Source organism: Nonomuraea sp. NPDC059194 (assembly GCF_042754765.1).
Taxonomy (GTDB): Bacteria; Actinomycetota; Actinomycetes; order Streptosporangiales; family Streptosporangiaceae; genus Nonomuraea.
This window is the reverse complement of the sequence record NZ_JBHZBH010000018.1, coordinates 46,354-62,331: the sequence shown is the minus strand read 5'-3', so window position 1 is coordinate 62,331 and position 15,978 is coordinate 46,354. Positions and strand designations below refer to the sequence as shown.

The window sequence follows — 15,978 nt, the reverse complement described above, 5'->3', positions numbered from 1 at the left end:
CGAGCTCACAACAGTGCCGTGGCACCAGTAACCGGCTCAGCCGGAAGAAGGGCTTTCCCATGTTCTCGCGCGTCATCCTCGCCGCCATCAGTGTGGCCGCCTTGGCAGGCGTGACCGCCTGCGGTTCCCAGGAGGCGGCCAACCCCGCCCCCAGCCTGGCGGTGGCGACCTCCCCGGCCGACCCGTCGGCCGATCCCGCGGCCGATCCCTCGGCCGCGCCATCAGCCAACGGGGCCCCGCTCACGATCACCGACCCGTGGATCAAGACCACCAAGAAGGGGATGACGGCCGCCTTCGGCACCCTGGTCAACACCTCGGGCAAGCCCGTCACCGTCGTCGCGGGCAGCAGCCCGCTGTCGCCCAAGGTCGAGCTGCACGAGGTCGTCGAGTCCAAGGGAAAGATGGTGATGCAGCCGAAGAAGGGCGGGTTCGTGATCCCCGCCAACGGCTCCCATGAGCTGAAGCCCGGTGGCGACCACATCATGCTCATGGGCGTCACCGAGGAGGTGAAGCCGGGCGCGGAGGTGTCGTTCACGCTGGACCTGGAGGGCGGCGGCACGTTCGTCTTCACCGCGATGGGCAAGGACTTCGCCGGGGCCAAGGAGGACTACCAGCCGGGCATGGACATGGGCGGCAGCCATGGCTGAGCCGACGCTGCCGGTGCACCGCCGCCGGCTGTTCGCGGGCGGCGCCGCGGCGGCCGTGACCGCCGTCGTCGGGCCCGCCGGTGCTGTCGTCGGGACCGCCGGTGCCGCCGCCGCGACTGCGGGCACGGCGCTCGCCGACGCTCGTGCGGTCGAGCCGTTCCACGGCCCGCACCAGGCGGGCGTGGCGACCGCGCCGCAGGCGCACGCCGTGTTCGTCGGCCTCGACCTGCGCGAGGGTGTCGGCCGCGACGAGGTGTCCAGGATGATGCGGCTGCTGACCGACGACGCCCGGAGGTTGACCCAGGGGCGGCCCGCGCTGGCCGACACCGAGCCGGAACTGGCGTCGCTGCCGGCGCGGCTGACCGTGACGTTCGGGTTCGGGCCTGGCCTGTTCGCGGCGGTCGGGCGCGAGAAGCGGCGTCCCGCGCCGGTGGCCGCGCTGCCCGCCTTCACGATCGACAAGTTGGACAAACGATGGAGCGGTGGCGACCTGCTCGTCCAGGTCTGCGCCGACGACCCGCTCACCGTCGCCCACGCGGTGCGGATGGTCGTCAAGGACGCCAGGTCGTTCGCCCGCGTCCGCTGGACACAGCGCGGGTTCCGGCGGGCCGCGCACGCCCAGCGCAGCGGCACCACCCAACGCAACGTCATGGGACAACTCGACGGAACCGTCAACCCGGTGCCCGGGACGCCCGAGTTCGAGCGGGCGGTCTGGGTTCCGGAGCAGGGCGGCTGGCTGAGCGGCGGCACGACCCTGGTGCTGCGGCGGATCAGGGCCGAGATGGAGACCTGGGACGCCGCCGACGTCGTGGCCAAGGAGTTCACGGTGGGCCGCCGCCTGGCCGACGGCGCGCCGCTGACCGGCGGGACCGAGCACGACGAGCCCGACTTCGCCAAGCTCACGGCCACCGGGTTTCCCGTCATCTCCGAGTACGCCCACATCCGCAGGGCCCGCGTCGCCGATCCGAACCTGCGGATCATGCGCAGGGTCTACAACTACGACGAGGGCGTGGCCGCCGACGGCAGGGCGGACACCGGGCTGCTGTTCGCCTCCTACCAGGCCGACATCGCCCGCCAGTTCGTGCCCGTCCAGGAACGGCTGGCCGAGGTGGACCTGCTGAACGAATGGACGACGCCGATCGGTTCGGCGGTCTTCGCCGTACCGCCGGGCTGCGGGCCCGACGGCTGGATTGGGGAGAGCCTGCTGTCATGATCAACACATTGGTCCGCAGGAGCCTGCTGGTGCTGGCCGCCTGCTGGTTGTTCGTCGGGTACGGCGCGCCGCAGGCGCTGGCCCACGACCGGCTCAAGAGCAGTTCGCCGGCCAGGAACGCCGCGGTGGCGGCGGTGGAGGAGATCGAGCTGGAGTTCACCTCGCGGGTACGGCTGCCCGCCGTCGTGCTGCACGACGAGGGCGGCACGGCCGTATCCGTGGAAAAGCCCGAGGTGGACGGCGCGGTCGTCACGGTGCGGGTGCCGCAGCCGCCCGCGCCGGGCCGCTACGTCATCGGGTGGCGCGTGGTCTCCTCCGACGGGCACCCGATCGAGGGGGAGATCCCGTTCACGGTGAAGGGGGCCGCCTCCACCACCCCCACCCCCTCTGTCTCTGAGTCCGCCACGGTGGCCTCGGCGGCGCCCGAGCCCTCCGCCGCGCCTGCGACTGCCGCCGGGGCGGACAAGCCGGCCGAGCAGGGTGTGCCAGTGTGGCTGTGGGCGACCGGCGCCGTCGTGGCGCTGGCGGGCGCGGCTCTGCTGCTGGTCAGGCGGGGCAGGAAGGAGCCCGGCGAGGACGAGGTGATGCGGGAGCCCCCGAAGCCCTAATGATGACGGGCCCCTCCCTCGCGCGAGAAGCGGGGAGGGGCATCCCTCAGGCAGGGTTGTGCTTGGAGTAGTCGCCGAACTCCCAGCGCAGCGGCGAGGCCCCGGTGATCTCCACCACGCCGTCCACCTCGAAGCCGACGCTCCGCTCCGAACCCCATTTCACCCGGGCCCGGCCCGTCAGGTGCAGCGCGTCGCCGCTGTTGTAGTCGAGGAACAGCAGCCCGCATGCCGGGTCGAGCTCCAGGTTGCCCAGCGTCATGAACATCATGTTGCCCACGTAGTCGGGCCAGGCCAGGTGCCTTTCGCCGGACACGGTGACGAAGCCTGGATTGCCGCCCCGATGCGAGACGTCGGCCCCGAGCCCCTCGGCGTGGGTGGCCACGAAGAAGGTGTCCGCGCGGGAGATCCATTCTCGCTGCCGCGCGTCGAGCACGTCTGTCGAGCGCGCCACGGGTGAGACGTGGCCGGGCCCAGGGACGATCGTTCTGGCCTGGATGTACTTGGGACAGTTGGAGTACACCTGGTCGGTGTGCACCAGCAGGCCCGCGCCCGCGGCGTGGGCGGTGCCGTTGACGCGCATCCGGCGCCTGGTGGCGGGCTCGATCGCGATCACGCCGAGCTCGCGCTCGCTCTCGAACGCGCCCTCCAGCGGGTCTCCGGGCCCCGGCAACGCGCCGATCATCACGCGCCGCTCGTCCAGCGATTGGGCGAATCCCTCAGGGCCGGTCAGCGCGCCCGCCCACATCCGGCCGCGGGTGTCGGTCGCGCCGATGACCAGCATGCGCTGGTGGCGCAGGAAGTCGGCGGCCGCGTCGGGGATCTCGGGCCTGACCCTGGCCGACCCCCACGCTCCCGCCCGCGGCACGCCGGCCATGCGCTGGACGGCGGTTTCTCCCCGGTGCTCCATGGCCTAGAAGAATCCGCAGGTCGGGGCCGAGCCGCTGGGGGCGGGACGGTCGCCGGCGCCGTCGGGGGCGAAGATCTCCAGGCGGATGCCGTCGGGGTCCTCGAAGAACACGCCGCCCGAGGAGGCGCCCTCGCCGTGGGGGACGATGCCGCCGTGGTGGATGGTCGCGCCGATCTCGCGCAGTGCCGCCTCGGCCTGCTGTACCTCATGGAGGCCCTCGACCCGGAACGACAGGTGGTGCAGGCCAGGGGTGGCGGTGGGGAAGCGGCCTTCGCTCTGGCGCCACAGGGTCAGCACGAGCGTGCCGTCCTGGGACAGGAAGGCGTACTCCTTGCCTTCCTGCTGGGATCTGCCGCTGATCTCGAAGCCGAACACGCTCTGGTAGAAGGCGGCCGACCGGTCGAGGTCGGTGACGTTGAGGCCGATGTGGCCGGTCTGGAATGCGGACATGCTCACTCCTCCGTGTGATCCGATATGACGAATATAACGGAGTTTTGAGCACTGTTCCGTTAGAAAATAGTGACGTGCGTCACTCGCCCTTGTGTGCGCGGTAGTGGCGGGCGGCCCTGGCCCTGTTGCCGCAGGCGGTCGAGCACCACTCCTGACGCGGGTGCTCCTTGACGAAATACAGCACGCACCGGGGGGCGGGGCAGGCGCGAAGCTCGGCGGCCTGGGGTCCGGCCAGGAACTCCATGGCCGCCTGTGCCAGCCGCGCGGGCAGCGCCTGCTCGGCAGGTCCCACGGGAACGTGGGTGAGCGTGGGCGCGGCCTCGTCCCAGGCCAGCCGAGGAGCGGTGGGTACGGCGAGCGCCGCCGCGTTCACCCTGGCCAGCGCCTGGTCGAACGGGGGCAGCCGGGCCGCGTCGGCCGCGCTGGGCGGGCCTGGCGCGACGGCCCTGGCGAACAGCGCCCTGACGGCCTGCCGCAGCTCCACGACCTGGCTCCACTGTTCGGGTGTGGCGGCGAAGCCGGGGTCCAGGCCGAGGTCGTCGGCGTGCGAGCGGGCCCACGCGGTGAGCGCGCCGGGGTCGGCGAGGTTGTCGGTGAGGCCCGAGCGCCCGGCGCGGAGCGTGCTGACGAAGTCGAGGGCGAGCATCCCACCAGGCTAATGGGCTTGGCGCACCGTTGCCATGAGAAGCCGCCGGCCGGCGTCAGCGCCGGGAGAACAGCCAGGGGTCGCGCAGGTCGTGGAAGACCAGGTCGCCCTCGTAGAGCGCCATCTCCTCGTCGAACAGCTCCTTCAGCTCGGCGGGCGGCTGCTTGAGCTCGCCCTCGCGCGCCGCCGCCTCGGAGGTGAAGTAGATCGCCTGCGTGAACGCGCCCTCGCCGTACAGTGCTGCCACACCGCCGATGACGTCGGTGCGGAAGTCCTGGAAACGCGCCTCGTAGAGGTCGTTGAGCTCGCGCATCCGCTGCACGTCGCGCGTCCTGCCCTCGATGATCTGGACGAACCCCGCCTCGTCCGAGCCGCCGCCCAGGAACGAGACGACCTCGCGGCAGTCGCGGAAGACGACGTCGCCGCTGAGCAGCTTCGAGGTCTCCGTCCACCACTGGTGCTGCTCGGGCCTGCCGCTGTTGGCGCGGGCCGCCTCCTCCGACTCGAACCTGGCCAGGTTGACGAAGGTGCCGTCGTCGGTGACGCCCGCGGTCGTGCCGAGCCAGCCCGGCGTGCCGGGCGACAGCTCCTCCACCCAGCGGTCGAGCGCGGCGCGCAGCTGTGCGGGATCGGCGGTGCGGCCCTTGATGACCTGGATGAACATGATGCCTCCTTAGGCGCCCCTCCCGATCTCCGAGGCTACGGCGGCCGCACCACCCGGTCGAGCCGCGCAGATGCAGGGTTGGCACAAGCAACGGCACGGAAAGCCCCAACCAGGGCGCGCGGCCGCTAGCCCTGCGGCTTGGCGTATTCGGCGGCGCCGCCGGAGAAGTCGTAGACCACGCACCGCTCGCCGCCGACCACCCAGGCGTCGTGGCCAGGCTGGCAGACGAAGACGTCGCCCGGCCCGAGCTCGGCCTCGGCGCCGTCGTTCATCCGGATGCGGAGCCTGCCGGAGACGACGAACCCGTTGTGGTAGACCTCGCACGAGTCGGTGCCCGCGATGGGTTTGACCGACTCCGACCAGCGCCATCCGGGCTCGAACGTGGCCACGCCGAAGGTCAGGCCGCTGAGGTTGCACACCTCCAGGCGGCCGTTCGGGAAGTCGCGATGTTCGTCCGGCTTGTCGATGTTCTTGACCTCGATCATGACGTCCCCTCCCGTCGGCTTCAGTCTCGCACCGGAGTTTCACCCCCTACAAGGCCCGCCACCTGGGCCGACGCGACCCCGGACGGCCGAGAGGGGAGGGCGGCGATCACGGCCACCAGCAGCACGGCCACGGGGACGCCCCACACGAGCACCTCGGGGATGGCCGCCGCCGTGGCCGCCGCGCTCGGGGTCCGGCCGTCCGTCTGCCTGGCGAGCAGGGTACCGAAGACCGCGACCCCGAGCGACATGCCGAGCCCGCGCACCGACACCGCCATGGAGGTGACGGCCGCGAGGTCGGCGGGGACGGCGGCGTTCTGCGCGACGACGACCAGGTTCTGCATCAGCAGCCCGAATCCGGCGCCGAGCACAGCCAGGTGCACGGCCAGCAGCGCGTACGGCGTGCCCGCGTCGAGCCCGCTCAGCAGCGCGAACCCCGCCACCACGATCACCGACCCGGCCAGCAGAACGGGCTTGACCCGGCCGGAGAGCCGGGCCCCCGCCAGAAAGGAGACCGCCATGAACGTGATGACGTACGGGTTGAGCGCGAGACCCGCCTGCGTGGCGGTCATGCCGTACGCCGACTGCAGGTAGGTCGGCAGGTACACGATCGAGCCGCCGAGCAACGCCCCGAGCAGCGCCGTGGCCGGCAGCACGAGACGCAGCGCGGGGACGGCGAACAGCCGCGGCGGCAGCAGCGGGTCAGCCGCCCGCCGTTCCCACCACACGAGCAGCGCCAGCAGGACGGCGAAGGCCACGGCCAGCGCGGTGATCACGCCGGAGGTCCACGCGTGGACGCGGCCACCCCATTCGGCCACCAGCAGGAGGCTCACCATCGCGCCTGCCAGCAGCGCGGAGCCGGGCACGTCGACCCTGCCGTCCCCGCCCGCCCTGGGCAGGCGCAGGGCGAACGCCACGAGCGCGATGCCGAGCAGGCCGAGCGGCAGGTTGACGTAGAAGATCCAGCGCCAGCCCGCGGCGTCGGTGATCGCGCCTCCCACCAGCGGGCCGCCCACGCTGGCCAGCGCGAAGACGCCGCCGGTCAGGCCTTGGACCCGGCCGCGCAGCCGCTGCGGGTACAACTCGGACAGCGCGATCGTCGGCAGCACGAACAGCGCGCCCGCCCCGATGCCCTGCACGGTCCTGGCGGCCACGAGCTGGGACATCGTCTGGGCCACACCGCACAGCATCGAACCGGCCACGAACACGGCGACCGCGGTCACGAAGACCGCGCGGCGGCCGAACCTGTCGCTGAGGCGACCGTAGAGAGCGCCGGTCGTGGTCGAGGCGAGCACATAAGAGGTGACGACCCAGCCGATCGCGTCCATGCCGCCGAGGTCGGCGGCGATGTCGGGCAGCGCGATGGCCACCACCGTCTGGTCCAGGACGGACAGCAGCATGCCGAGGAGTAGTCCGGCGGTGGCCAGCGGCACCCGCGAGGGGGCGCCGCGCGCGAGGTCGGCGGTCACGGCGCTCAGCCCTCCGCTCGCGCGAACGGGCGCGGCAGATCGAAGTCCTCGCCGAGCAGGTCCTGGTCGATGACCGCCGCGGCGACCGTGCCGCTGGCGGCGGCGGCGATGACGGCGGCCAGCGGCACGGGTACGGTGGCCCGGCGCGCCATGTCGCCCGCCGCGTACACCCCGGGCACGCTGGTCTGTCCGAACTCGTTCACCTCGACGCACCCGTCGGAGAAGATCGCGCAGCCGAGCCGGGCGGCCAGGTCGGAGCGCTGGCGCGGCACATTGGCGACGAACACCGCCTGGCGCGCGAGCGGCGGCCCGCTCTCGAACACGATCTGGTCGAGCCGGTCGCCCGTCGCCTCCAGCCTGGCGACGGCCTCGCACCGCACGATGACGCCGTTTGCCTGAAGCCGGTCACGCAGCGCGGTGTCGAGCGGGCTGCCGTCGGTGCAGAGCGCGACGTCGGCGGCGAAGCGGCTCAGCTGCAGCGCCAGCCGTACCCGGGGAAGGCCGGTGCCGAGCACGGCGACCTGCTTGCCGGTGCACTCGTAGCCGTGGCAGTAGGGACAGTGGAAGGCGGAGCGGCCCCAGAGCGCCTCGACGCCGCGGGGGCCCGGCAGGTCGTCGGCCAGCCCGGTGGCCAGCAGCAGCCGCCGTGCCCGCGCCGTACCGCCGCCCGACAGCCGGAGCTCGAATCCCGCCCGCACGTCGACGACGCTCTCCTGCCGCACCTGGATGGTGTCGTAGGCAGCCAGTTCCCGGCGGCCCAGCTCGCGGAGGAGCGAGGGGGGAGTGCCGTCCCTGGTCAGGAAGTTGTGGACGTTCTCGGCGGGGGCGTTGCGGCCCTGGCCGGCGTCGAGGAGCAGCACCGAGCGGTGGGTACGGCCCAGCGTCAGCGCCGCGGCCATGCCGGCCGGCCCGCCGCCGATGACGGCGACATCGAAGGTGTTTGACATGCGCCAAAGTCTGCAAGTTAATGTCAACATGAAGTCAAGCGGTTCGATGCGCATCGGCGAGCTGGCCGAGCGGTTCGATCTGGCGCCGCACGTGCTGCGCCACTGGGAGGCCATGGGCCTGCTGACCCCCGCGACCAGGGTGAACGGCAGGCGCGTCTACACCCGCGACCACATCGTCAGGGTGCTGACGATCATCCGCGCCAAGGCGGCGGGAATGAGCCTGGAGCAGGTGGGGGAGATCCTCAACGTCACCGGCGGCGCCGAGCGCCGGGCCGTCCTCGAACGGCACCACGCCGAGCTGGAGCGGAGGCTGCGCGAGCTCGCCGCCTCCAAAGCGCTGGTCGAGCACATCATGGAGTGCACGGCCGATGACTTCACCCGCTGCCCCGGCTACCTGCACGTCGTCGAGAGCACAACGGGCCTGACGGGACCGGAGAAGGATCCGGCGTAAGACGCTCACACGGGTCACTGCCCGTCGAGATACTTCCTCAGCCCGGCGGCCAGCGAGGCGGCGATGCGCTGGCGGAAGGCCGGATCCGACATCTTGGCGGCGTCGCCGCGGTTGCCCATGTTGCCGCACTCGACGAACACCGCGGGACGGGTCGACAGGTTGAGCCCACCCAGGTCGGTGCGGGTGCTGAGGGCCTGCTTGCCGACATAGGTGGAGAACGGCATGCCGGTGCCCCGCGTGTAGGCGTCGCGGACGGCGAGCCCCAGCCGCTTGGACGGCTCGATGATCGCGTCGTTGTGTCCGGGCACCAGGCCCGGCATGATCACGTGGAAGCCGTGCCCGCTCGCGGCGGCGCCGTCGGCGTGGATCGACACCACCGCGTCGGCCTCGGCCTTGTTGCCGATGGCCGCCCGCTTGGTGATGCATGGCCCGACGCCGGTGTCGTTCGGCCTGGTCAGCACGACCTCGACGCCCATCTTCCGCAGGATCGGGGCGAGCCTGCGCGCCACGTCCCAGGTGAAGGCGTGTTCGGTGTATCCGGCGGCGGTCTCGGTCCCGGTCGTGTTGCACGGCTTGCGCCCGGTGATGATATCGACCGGCCGGTTGATCACCTCGGGATGGTCGGCGTTGCCTCCGTTGTGTCCCGGGTCGATGGCCACCACCTTGCCCGCCAGCATCGGCCGGGGCGAGGGCGACAGCGGCGTCGTCGCGGGCGGCTGCTGCTGTTGCGCGGCCGAGGTCGCGCCGCCGCACGCGGTGGCCAGCACCACCAGCGCGGCGAGCGTCGGCATGGCCGCTCTCCGGGCACGCATGGTTCGTACCGTACCGGCTTGACCTGCGCGTTCAGGTCTGACCTGGCCCCCGATTGCGTAGATCCCGGATCGTCACCCCGGCATCGGCTGGGCCGATCGGGGCCAGGATCTCGCCGCTGTAGTAGGACGAGAGCCGCCCGGCGGCGAAGAACACGTACGACGGCGCGATCTCGTCCGGGTCGGCCGCCCGCTTCATCGGCGCCTGCTTGCCGAACTCGTCCACCCGCCCCTCCGGCATCGTCGCCGGGATCAGCGGCGTCCAGACCGGTCCCGGCGCGACCGCGTTGACCCTGATGCCCCGCTCGAGGAGGTTCTGCGCCATCGACTGGGTGAAGGCGTTGATCGCGCCCTTGGTGGCGGCGTAGTCGATGAGCGACTTGTTGCCGCGCAGGCCGTTGACGGAGGAGGTGTTGACGATCGCGCCACCCTCGCGCAGGTGCGGCAGTGCCGCCTTGGTGACGCGGAAGTAGCTGTGGATGTTGACGGCGAACGTGTGCTCCCACTGCTCGTCGGTCAGCTCCTCCAGCGACTTGACCGGCGCCTGGTAGGCCACGTTGTTCACCACGACGTCCAGCCCGCCGAGCTCGGCCACGGCCTGCTCGACCACGGACAGGCAGTGGTCGGCGTCGCCGAGGTCGCCGGGCAGCAGCACGCACCTGCGGCCGGCGGCCTCCACCAGCTTCCTGGTGTGGTTGGCGTCCTCGTGCTCGCTGAGGTAGGCGATCGCGACGTCGGCGCCCTCCTTGGCGAAGGCGACGGCGACGGCCCGCCCGATCCCCGAGTCTCCTCCGGTGATCAGCGTGCGCTTGTCGCGCAGCAGGCCGCGGCCCTCGTAGTCGCGCATCTCGTCGCGCGGCTGCGGCGACATCCGATCGCTGCGTCCCGGGTACGGCTGGCTCTGCGCGGGCGGTGTGGCGTTGGGTTCTTCTGGCATGACCTGCGCTTGCCCAGCTCGGGCCCGCTCTAACGGTTCCGGTCCCGATCGCTCACGCGGGCGGGACCAGGGTGAAACAGCGGTCGAGGACCTCGCGGCTTCAGGCGTCGCGCAGGTGGGAGCGGTACTGGCGAGGGGAGAGCCCGTACTCCTTGCGGAAGGTTCTGCTGAAGTGGAACGGGCTGGCGAAGCCCGAGGCCGTGGCGACCTGCCCGACGTCCATGTCGGTCACCTCCAGCAGCCGGGCGGCGTGCCGTACCCGCGCCTGCCTGACGGCTCGCATGGGCGCGCTGCCGGTCTGCGCCGTGAACAGGTGGGCGAACCGCGACGGCGACATCGACACGGACGCGGCCAGCGACGCGACCGTGTGCGGGGCGTCGGGCTCGGCCGCGATGAGCGCCTCGACCTGCCGGATGCGCGGATCACGCCCCTCGCCGAGGCCCGTGGTCGCCGGTTGCGCCTCGCCGACGCGCGCGGCGGTCGCCAGCAGCAGCGCCTCCTCGACGGCGTTGAGCACCAGCTCACGCGCCTGCGGCAGGGCCGCCACGGCGGGCCGGAGCGGGCGGGCGAGCGCGTGCGACGTGCCGTGCCCTGGCCGGCGGGCGTCGGCGCTCGCCCTGCGGAAGGTGTGGTCGAGGCGCTCGTGCACCGCCTCGGGGACCGCGCGGACCAGGTGGCAGCGCGAGCCCTTGGCGTACGGGCCCAGCCAGCTCAGCCAGGACGGACGCGGCTGGAAGTGCACCCACCAGAACGCCCAGTGGCTCGCCCCGGTCCCGACCCGGTAGTGATGGCCGGTCATGGAGCCCAGCACGATCAGATCTCCCGGGCCGACCGTGAAGGCCGCCCCGCCCTGCTCGACGTGCCCCGCCCCCTCCTGGGTCCACATGAGCAGCCAGCTCGGCGCGCCCGTACGGCGGCGCACGGCGTAGCCGGGCGGCTGGTCGAAGTGCCCGACGATCACCAGGTCGGCAGCAGGAACGGACAGGTCTTCAGCCGTCGCAGGCATACCGTCCACCTGATCGGCCTCCTAGCGTGGGAAACAGCCGGACGAGGGAGAACCTATCGTGATGAATTTTGCGGAGCCGCAGGTCAAGGCCTTCCACGACGAGGGCTTCGCCGTCCTGCGCGGGCTGCTCACCGCCGACGAGGCCGCCGAGCTGCGGCAGGAGTTCATGGCCCTGCACGCGGCGGGGCCGATCCCCGGCCACTTCACCCCCGGGCCGCAGGATCCGGGCGCCCCTTACGACATCCTGCGCGACTACCCCCGGGTCATGCACCCCCACCAGGTCAACGCGCTGGCCCTGCGCTACCTGCTCGACCCCAGGATCGCCGCCGTCGTCGGCCGGATCCTCGGCGAGGAGCCGGTAGCAGCCCAGAGCATGTTCTACTTCAAGCCGCCCGGCGCGCGCGGGCAGGCGCTGCACCAGGACAACTTCTACCTGAGGGTCGAGCCGGGCACGTGCGTGGCCGCGTGGATCGCCCTCGACACCATCGACAGGGCCAACGGCGGCCTGGAGGTGGTGCCCGGCACCCACCTCATGGACCTGTTCTGCCCCGAGGAGGCCGACCCGGGGCTCTCCTTCACCAGGGAGTACGTGCCGCCGCCTCCGGGGCTGGCCCGGGTGCCGGTCGACATGGAGCCGGGCGACGTCCTGTTCTTCAACGGCAACCTCGTGCACGGCTCCGGGCCCAACACGACCGCCGACCGCTTCCGCCGTAGCTTCATCTGCCACTACGTCGGCGCCTCCACCGAGCGGATCGCCTCCTACTACCCGACGCTCACCCTCGGGGGAGAGCGGGTCTTCTTCGCGGAGGCGGCAGGCGGCGGGCCGTGCGGCACGGAGCCCGCCGGCCCGCACTGATCACATGATCGCCAGCTGGCCGCCGTCGATGACCAGCTCGGTGCCGTGGATGAAGGCCGCGTCGTCGGAGGCCAGGAAGGCGTACGCCGCCGCGACCTCCTCCGCCAGCCCCGCGCGGCCGAGGGGGATGTGGTCGCGCTCGTAGGCCGAGACGAAGCCGTCGGCGAGCCCGGCGGAGATGGCCGAGTTGAGCGGTGTTCTGATGTAGCCGGGGCACAGCGCGTTCACCCTGATGCCGTGCCTGCCGAGCTCGACGGCCATCGTCCTGGTCAGTAGCAGCACCCCGCCCTTGGAGGCGTTGTAGTGCGCGTAGTCCGCCTCGCCGCCGAGCCCGTTGGTGGAGGACATGTTGAGGATGACGCCGCCCTCGCCGCGCTCCACCAGGTGGCGGGCCACGGCCTGGGCGACGAGGAACATGCCGCGCAGGTTCACCGCCATGATCGTGTCCCAGTGGCCGGGGGTGATCTCCAGGAACGGCTCGCGCCATGCCGTACCGGCGTTGTTGACCAGGACGTCGATGCCGCCCATCGCCGCGATCGCGCCCTCCACCAGCCGGGCGACGTCGGCCTCCGAGCGGACGTCGCCCGCCAGCCCGCCCACCTCGCCCAGCGCCGACAGCTCGGCCACGGTCGCCTCGACCTCGGCGGCGTCGAGGCCGCCGAGCACGACGCGGGCGCCTTCCTCCAGGAACCGGCGGGTCGTGGCGGCGCCGATGCCGCTGCTGCCGCCGCTGATCAGCACTCGCTTGCCGGCGAGTCCGCGCATGGTGTGCCTGCTTTCAACGCACCGCGCCGCGGGCCGCGACGCGTAGTTCGGTGATGACCTGTCCATCTTCGACGCCGTAGGCGTGGTCGAAGAGGTTGACGACGGAGCAGGCGTGGCTCGGGATGAGCGACGCCCGCGTGCCCACGGGCAGCTCGCCGTGGCGGCCTGGCTCCAGGCGGGCGACCGCGTGCTCCTCGTTGAGGAAGTCCATGTGCGCGTACGGCGCGCCCACGACCCTGATCCAGTCGGGCGAGCCGCTGCCGTCGGAGGTCAGGCACTTGGTGCCCGCGTCGAACACCACCCGCTCGGGCGTGGGCCGGGCGATGACGGTGGACAGCACGCGGGCGGCGGTGCTCGTCTCGGTGGCCACGCCCAGGCGCATCATCGAGGCGTCGTTGAAGATGTAGGTGCCCGGCCTGATCTCGGTCACGCCCGCCACCCCCGCCACGTGCCTGGCGGTGGGGGTGGAGCCGACGCTGATCTCGCGCAGCTCGATGCCGTCGCGGGCGCACAGCTCGGCGGTGGCCACCAGGTCGGCGCCCTCGCGGCGGGAGGTCTCGGCCAGCTCCTCGGGGGTGCGGCAGTGGTAGGCGTGGCCGGCCAGCGTGAGCAGCCCCACGACCTCGACGCCGGGGACGGCGGCGATCTCGGCGACCAGGTCGGCGGTGGGCCGGCCGGGCGGGCGGCCCAGGCGGTGCTGGCCGGTGTCGACCTCCACCAGCACCTCGACGGGCGCTCCGCCCAGCCGGCCGAGCCCGGCGGCGACCTCGGGGGAGTCGAGGCTGACCCGCACCCTGGCCCGCTCGCGCAGCGCGGCCAGGCGGCGCAGCTTGGCCTCGCCCCAGATCGGGAAGGCCAGCAGGATGTCGTCGATCCCGGCGTCCGCCATGATCTCCGCCTCGCCCAGCTTCGCGCAGGTGATGCCGGTCGCGCCCGCCGCGAGCTGCATCCTGGCCAGCTCGGGCATCTTGTGCGTCTTGATGTGCGGCCGCAGCCTGACGCCGTTGCGCGCCGCGACCTTGGCCATCTCCGTCACGTTGGCGCTGACCACGTCGAGGTCGAGGACGAGCGCGGGAGTGTCGATCTCGGGGTACATGAGTGGACCGCCCCTCTCGAAGGTGCCCCGAAAGTAGCATCAATTCCGCATAGCGTACCAGCATTCCGTCATTCGGAATCTAGTCATGGCTGTGGATGCCTCTTGACAGGCGCTCCACATGCTGGTGTTCTTGCGCTGATTCGGAATAGCATTCTGTATAGCGGAATCAGGAGTGATGTCGTGAGACTTGGCACCGTGCGGGTCGGCGAGGCCCGCTTCGCCGCGACGGAGCGGGAGGGGCTGTGGTACGCGCTGGACGTGCCCCCTGGCTTCCCGCTGCGAGCGGTCCTGGCCGAAGGGCCCGAGGAGGTCAGGCGGCTGGCGGTCTCGGCGGCCAGGCCCCTGGCGGGAGCGACACCCGTGGCGCCGCTGAGACCCGGAAAGATCGTGGCGATCGGGCTCAACTACCTCGACCACATCCGTGAGGCCGGGATGGACCGGCCCGAGCGGCCGCTGATGTTCGCCAAGTTCCCCTCCAGCGTGATCGGCCCCGATGAGCCCATCGTCATCGACGACGGCCTCACCGAGCGGGTGGACTGGGAGGTGGAGCTGGCGGCGGTCATCGGGACGCCACTGCGCCACGCCGGCCCCTCGCAGGCGCTGGCCGGGGTGGCCGGCTACACCGTGGCCAACGACGTCTCGGCCCGCGACCTGCAGTTCGCCGACGGCCAGTGGACGCGCGGCAAGAGCCTGGACACCTTCTGCCCCCTCGGCCCCGCCATCGTGACCCCCGACGAGCTGGGCGACCCCCAGGCGCTGCGGCTGTGGACGACGGTCAACGGCCAGAGCGTGCAGGACTCCAGCACGGCCGAGATGCTCTTCGGCGTCGCCGAGCTCCTCGCCTTCTGCTCGCGCGCCTTCACCCTCGAACCCGGCGACGTCGTGCTGACCGGCACGCCGTGGGGCTGCGGCGAGTTCATGGACCCGCGCCGCTCCCTGCGGCCGGGCGACACCGTCGAGGTGGGCGTCGAAGGCATCGGCGTGGTACGCAACCCCGTGACAGGAGTCAGGCGATGAAGGCACTGGTGTTCACCGGCCCCGGCGTGGTCGAGCTGCGCGAGGTGGCCGAACCGGAGGTCGGCGAGGGCGAGATCCTGGTCCACGTGGTCACCTCGGGCATCTGCGGCAGCGAGCTGCACGGGGTCAGGACCCCCGGTTTCAGAGTGCCGCCGCTGGTGATGGGGCACGAGTTCGCCGGCCGTACGGACGACGGCAGGCAGGTGATCGTCAACCCGATCCTGTCGTGCGGCGCGTGCGACGTGTGCGCCATGGGTCTGCGCAACGTGTGCAGGAATCGGCGGATCGTCGGCGTGCACCGGCCGGGCGGCTTCGCCGAGCGCGTGGCCGTGCCCGCCGCGGCCGTCATCACGCCGCCGCGGGAGCTGGACTGGACGGCGGCGGGCATCGTGGAACCGGCGGCCAACGCCGTGCACGCGTGGGCGCTGGCCGGGACTCCCGCCGGAGCCAGGGTCGGCGTCATCGGCGCGGGCGCGATCGGTCTGGCGTGCCTGCAGGTCGCCCTGTCGGGCAAGGCCGCGAGTGTCGAGGTGGCCGACCACGCCGAAAGCCGCCGGGCGATCGCCGCCCGCCTCGGCGCGGCCGCGGCCGTGGCCGAGCCGACCGGCGAGTACGACGTGATCTTCGACGCGGTGGGCGCCGCCGTCACCCACGAACGGTCGCTCGCGCTGCTGCGTCCCGGCGGGGTCGCGGTGTGGCTGGGCCTGGCCGACACCGTCGCGGGCTTCGACGCCGCGGGGCTCGTGCGCGGCGAGAAGCGGGTGCTCGGCTCGTTCGCCTACACCGACGCCGACTTCGCCGCCGCCGCCGACCTGGTCGGCGGCTGGGACCTCAGCTGGGTCGACACCTTCCCGCTCGACGAGGGGGCGGGGATCTTCACCACGCTGATGAACGGCCACACCGTTCCCGTCAAGGCCCTGCTCACCCCCTGAACCCCCTTAAGCCGAGGCAGCCGTGGACATCCCGCTCTCCCAGTACCGCCCGATCTCCCAGCTCACCGTGCCCGTC

General features: G+C 72.1%; 19 protein-coding genes. 7 read left to right on the top strand and 12 right to left on the bottom strand.

From position 1 onward, the window contains the following. Window positions 1-59: 59 nt before the first annotated feature. Genes ACFXJ8_RS22255 through ACFXJ8_RS22245 form a run of 3 tightly spaced genes read left to right on the top strand, consistent with a single transcriptional unit; the run spans window position 60 to window position 2,468 of the window. On the top strand, window positions 60-647 hold the full coding sequence (locus ACFXJ8_RS22255; RefSeq protein ID WP_379645836.1) for a copper chaperone PCu(A)C: 588 nt from the start codon (window positions 60-62) through the stop codon (window positions 645-647). Continuing rightward, entirely contained in the window at window positions 640-1,860 is a 1,221-nt protein-coding gene (locus tag ACFXJ8_RS22250) for a Dyp-type peroxidase (RefSeq protein WP_379645835.1), read from the top strand. The genes ACFXJ8_RS22255 and ACFXJ8_RS22250 overlap by 8 nt, the downstream gene beginning before the upstream one ends. Beyond that, window positions 1,857-2,468, top strand: a complete 612-nt coding sequence (locus tag ACFXJ8_RS22245; protein WP_379645834.1) for a copper resistance protein CopC — start codon at window positions 1,857-1,859, stop codon at window positions 2,466-2,468. Before ACFXJ8_RS22250 ends, ACFXJ8_RS22245 begins: the two co-directional genes overlap by 4 nt. Before the next feature lie 46 nt (window positions 2,469-2,514). Here the strand turns inward: ACFXJ8_RS22245 and ACFXJ8_RS22240 are convergent, their stop codons facing one another. The 7 genes from ACFXJ8_RS22240 to ACFXJ8_RS22210 form a co-directional block, all read right to left on the bottom strand. After that, entirely contained in the window at window positions 2,515-3,375 is an 861-nt protein-coding gene (locus tag ACFXJ8_RS22240) for a pyridoxamine 5'-phosphate oxidase family protein (RefSeq protein ID WP_379645833.1), read from the bottom strand. Window positions 3,376-3,378: 3 nt separating this feature from the next. Beyond that, window positions 3,379-3,831, bottom strand: coding sequence for a VOC family protein (locus tag ACFXJ8_RS22235; protein ID WP_379645832.1), 453 nt, complete (start codon window positions 3,829-3,831; stop codon window positions 3,379-3,381). 73 nt (window positions 3,832-3,904) lie between these two features. Continuing rightward, window positions 3,905-4,471, bottom strand: a complete 567-nt coding sequence (locus tag ACFXJ8_RS22230) for a CGNR zinc finger domain-containing protein (protein WP_379645831.1) — start codon at window positions 4,469-4,471, stop codon at window positions 3,905-3,907. Between the two features lie 55 nt (window positions 4,472-4,526). After that, window positions 4,527-5,135 carry a hypothetical protein gene (locus tag ACFXJ8_RS22225; protein ID WP_379645830.1) on the bottom strand — a complete coding sequence of 203 codons (609 nt, stop codon included), beginning with the start codon at window positions 5,133-5,135 and terminating at the stop codon, window positions 4,527-4,529. 125 nt (window positions 5,136-5,260) lie between these two features. Continuing rightward, complete coding sequence (locus ACFXJ8_RS22220) at window positions 5,261-5,620, bottom strand: cupin domain-containing protein (RefSeq protein WP_379645829.1); 360 nt, start codon at window positions 5,618-5,620, stop codon at window positions 5,261-5,263. Between the two features lie 20 nt (window positions 5,621-5,640). Beyond that, the gene (locus ACFXJ8_RS22215) at window positions 5,641-7,086 is read right to left on the bottom strand and encodes a DHA2 family efflux MFS transporter permease subunit (RefSeq protein WP_379645828.1); all 1,446 of its coding nucleotides are present in this window, start codon (window positions 7,084-7,086) and stop codon (window positions 5,641-5,643) included. 5 nt (window positions 7,087-7,091) lie between these two features. Beyond that, the gene (locus tag ACFXJ8_RS22210; protein ID WP_379645827.1) at window positions 7,092-8,033 is read right to left on the bottom strand and encodes an NAD(P)/FAD-dependent oxidoreductase; all 942 of its coding nucleotides are present in this window, start codon (window positions 8,031-8,033) and stop codon (window positions 7,092-7,094) included. A 28-nt stretch (window positions 8,034-8,061) separates the two neighbouring features. Here ACFXJ8_RS22210 and ACFXJ8_RS22205 point away from each other — a divergent pair, with 28 nt between their 5' ends. Continuing rightward, complete coding sequence (locus ACFXJ8_RS22205) at window positions 8,062-8,484, top strand: MerR family transcriptional regulator (protein WP_379645826.1); 423 nt, start codon at window positions 8,062-8,064, stop codon at window positions 8,482-8,484. A gap of 14 nt (window positions 8,485-8,498) precedes the next feature. Here ACFXJ8_RS22205 and ACFXJ8_RS22200 read toward each other — a convergent pair whose 3' ends face one another. The 3 genes from ACFXJ8_RS22200 to ACFXJ8_RS22190 all read right to left on the bottom strand — a co-directional run bounded on the left by ACFXJ8_RS22200 (window position 8,499) and on the right by ACFXJ8_RS22190 (window position 11,236). Continuing rightward, a complete protein-coding gene (locus ACFXJ8_RS22200) occupies window positions 8,499-9,296 on the bottom strand; it encodes an N-acetylmuramoyl-L-alanine amidase (RefSeq protein ID WP_379645825.1) in 798 nt (265 codons plus the stop codon). Between the two features lie 31 nt (window positions 9,297-9,327). After that, a complete protein-coding gene (locus ACFXJ8_RS22195; protein ID WP_379645824.1) occupies window positions 9,328-10,230 on the bottom strand; it encodes an SDR family oxidoreductase in 903 nt (300 codons plus the stop codon). 100 nt (window positions 10,231-10,330) lie between these two features. Next, the gene (locus ACFXJ8_RS22190) at window positions 10,331-11,236 is read right to left on the bottom strand and encodes a helix-turn-helix domain-containing protein (RefSeq protein WP_379645823.1); all 906 of its coding nucleotides are present in this window, start codon (window positions 11,234-11,236) and stop codon (window positions 10,331-10,333) included. Window positions 11,237-11,297: 61 nt separating this feature from the next. Here ACFXJ8_RS22190 and ACFXJ8_RS22185 point away from each other — a divergent pair, with 61 nt between their 5' ends. Continuing rightward, complete coding sequence (locus ACFXJ8_RS22185) at window positions 11,298-12,092, top strand: phytanoyl-CoA dioxygenase family protein (RefSeq protein WP_379645943.1); 795 nt, start codon at window positions 11,298-11,300, stop codon at window positions 12,090-12,092. On the opposite strand, the gene ACFXJ8_RS22180 is transcribed toward ACFXJ8_RS22185, so the two are convergent. Next, window positions 12,093-12,857 carry an SDR family NAD(P)-dependent oxidoreductase gene (locus ACFXJ8_RS22180; protein WP_379645822.1) on the bottom strand — a complete coding sequence of 255 codons (765 nt, stop codon included), beginning with the start codon at window positions 12,855-12,857 and terminating at the stop codon, window positions 12,093-12,095. A 13-nt stretch (window positions 12,858-12,870) separates the two neighbouring features. After that, the gene (locus ACFXJ8_RS22175) at window positions 12,871-13,953 is read right to left on the bottom strand and encodes an alanine racemase (protein ID WP_379645821.1); all 1,083 of its coding nucleotides are present in this window, start codon (window positions 13,951-13,953) and stop codon (window positions 12,871-12,873) included. A 180-nt stretch (window positions 13,954-14,133) separates the two neighbouring features. Between ACFXJ8_RS22175 and ACFXJ8_RS22170 the strand changes: the two genes are divergently transcribed. Both ACFXJ8_RS22170 and ACFXJ8_RS22165 read left to right on the top strand, forming a co-directional pair. Beyond that, the gene (locus tag ACFXJ8_RS22170; RefSeq protein ID WP_379645820.1) at window positions 14,134-14,970 is read left to right on the top strand and encodes a fumarylacetoacetate hydrolase family protein; all 837 of its coding nucleotides are present in this window, start codon (window positions 14,134-14,136) and stop codon (window positions 14,968-14,970) included. Continuing rightward, on the top strand, window positions 14,967-15,902 hold the full coding sequence (locus ACFXJ8_RS22165) for an alcohol dehydrogenase catalytic domain-containing protein (RefSeq protein ID WP_379645819.1): 936 nt from the start codon (window positions 14,967-14,969) through the stop codon (window positions 15,900-15,902). The genes ACFXJ8_RS22170 and ACFXJ8_RS22165 overlap by 4 nt, the downstream gene beginning before the upstream one ends. Window positions 15,903-15,978 lie beyond the last annotated feature (76 nt).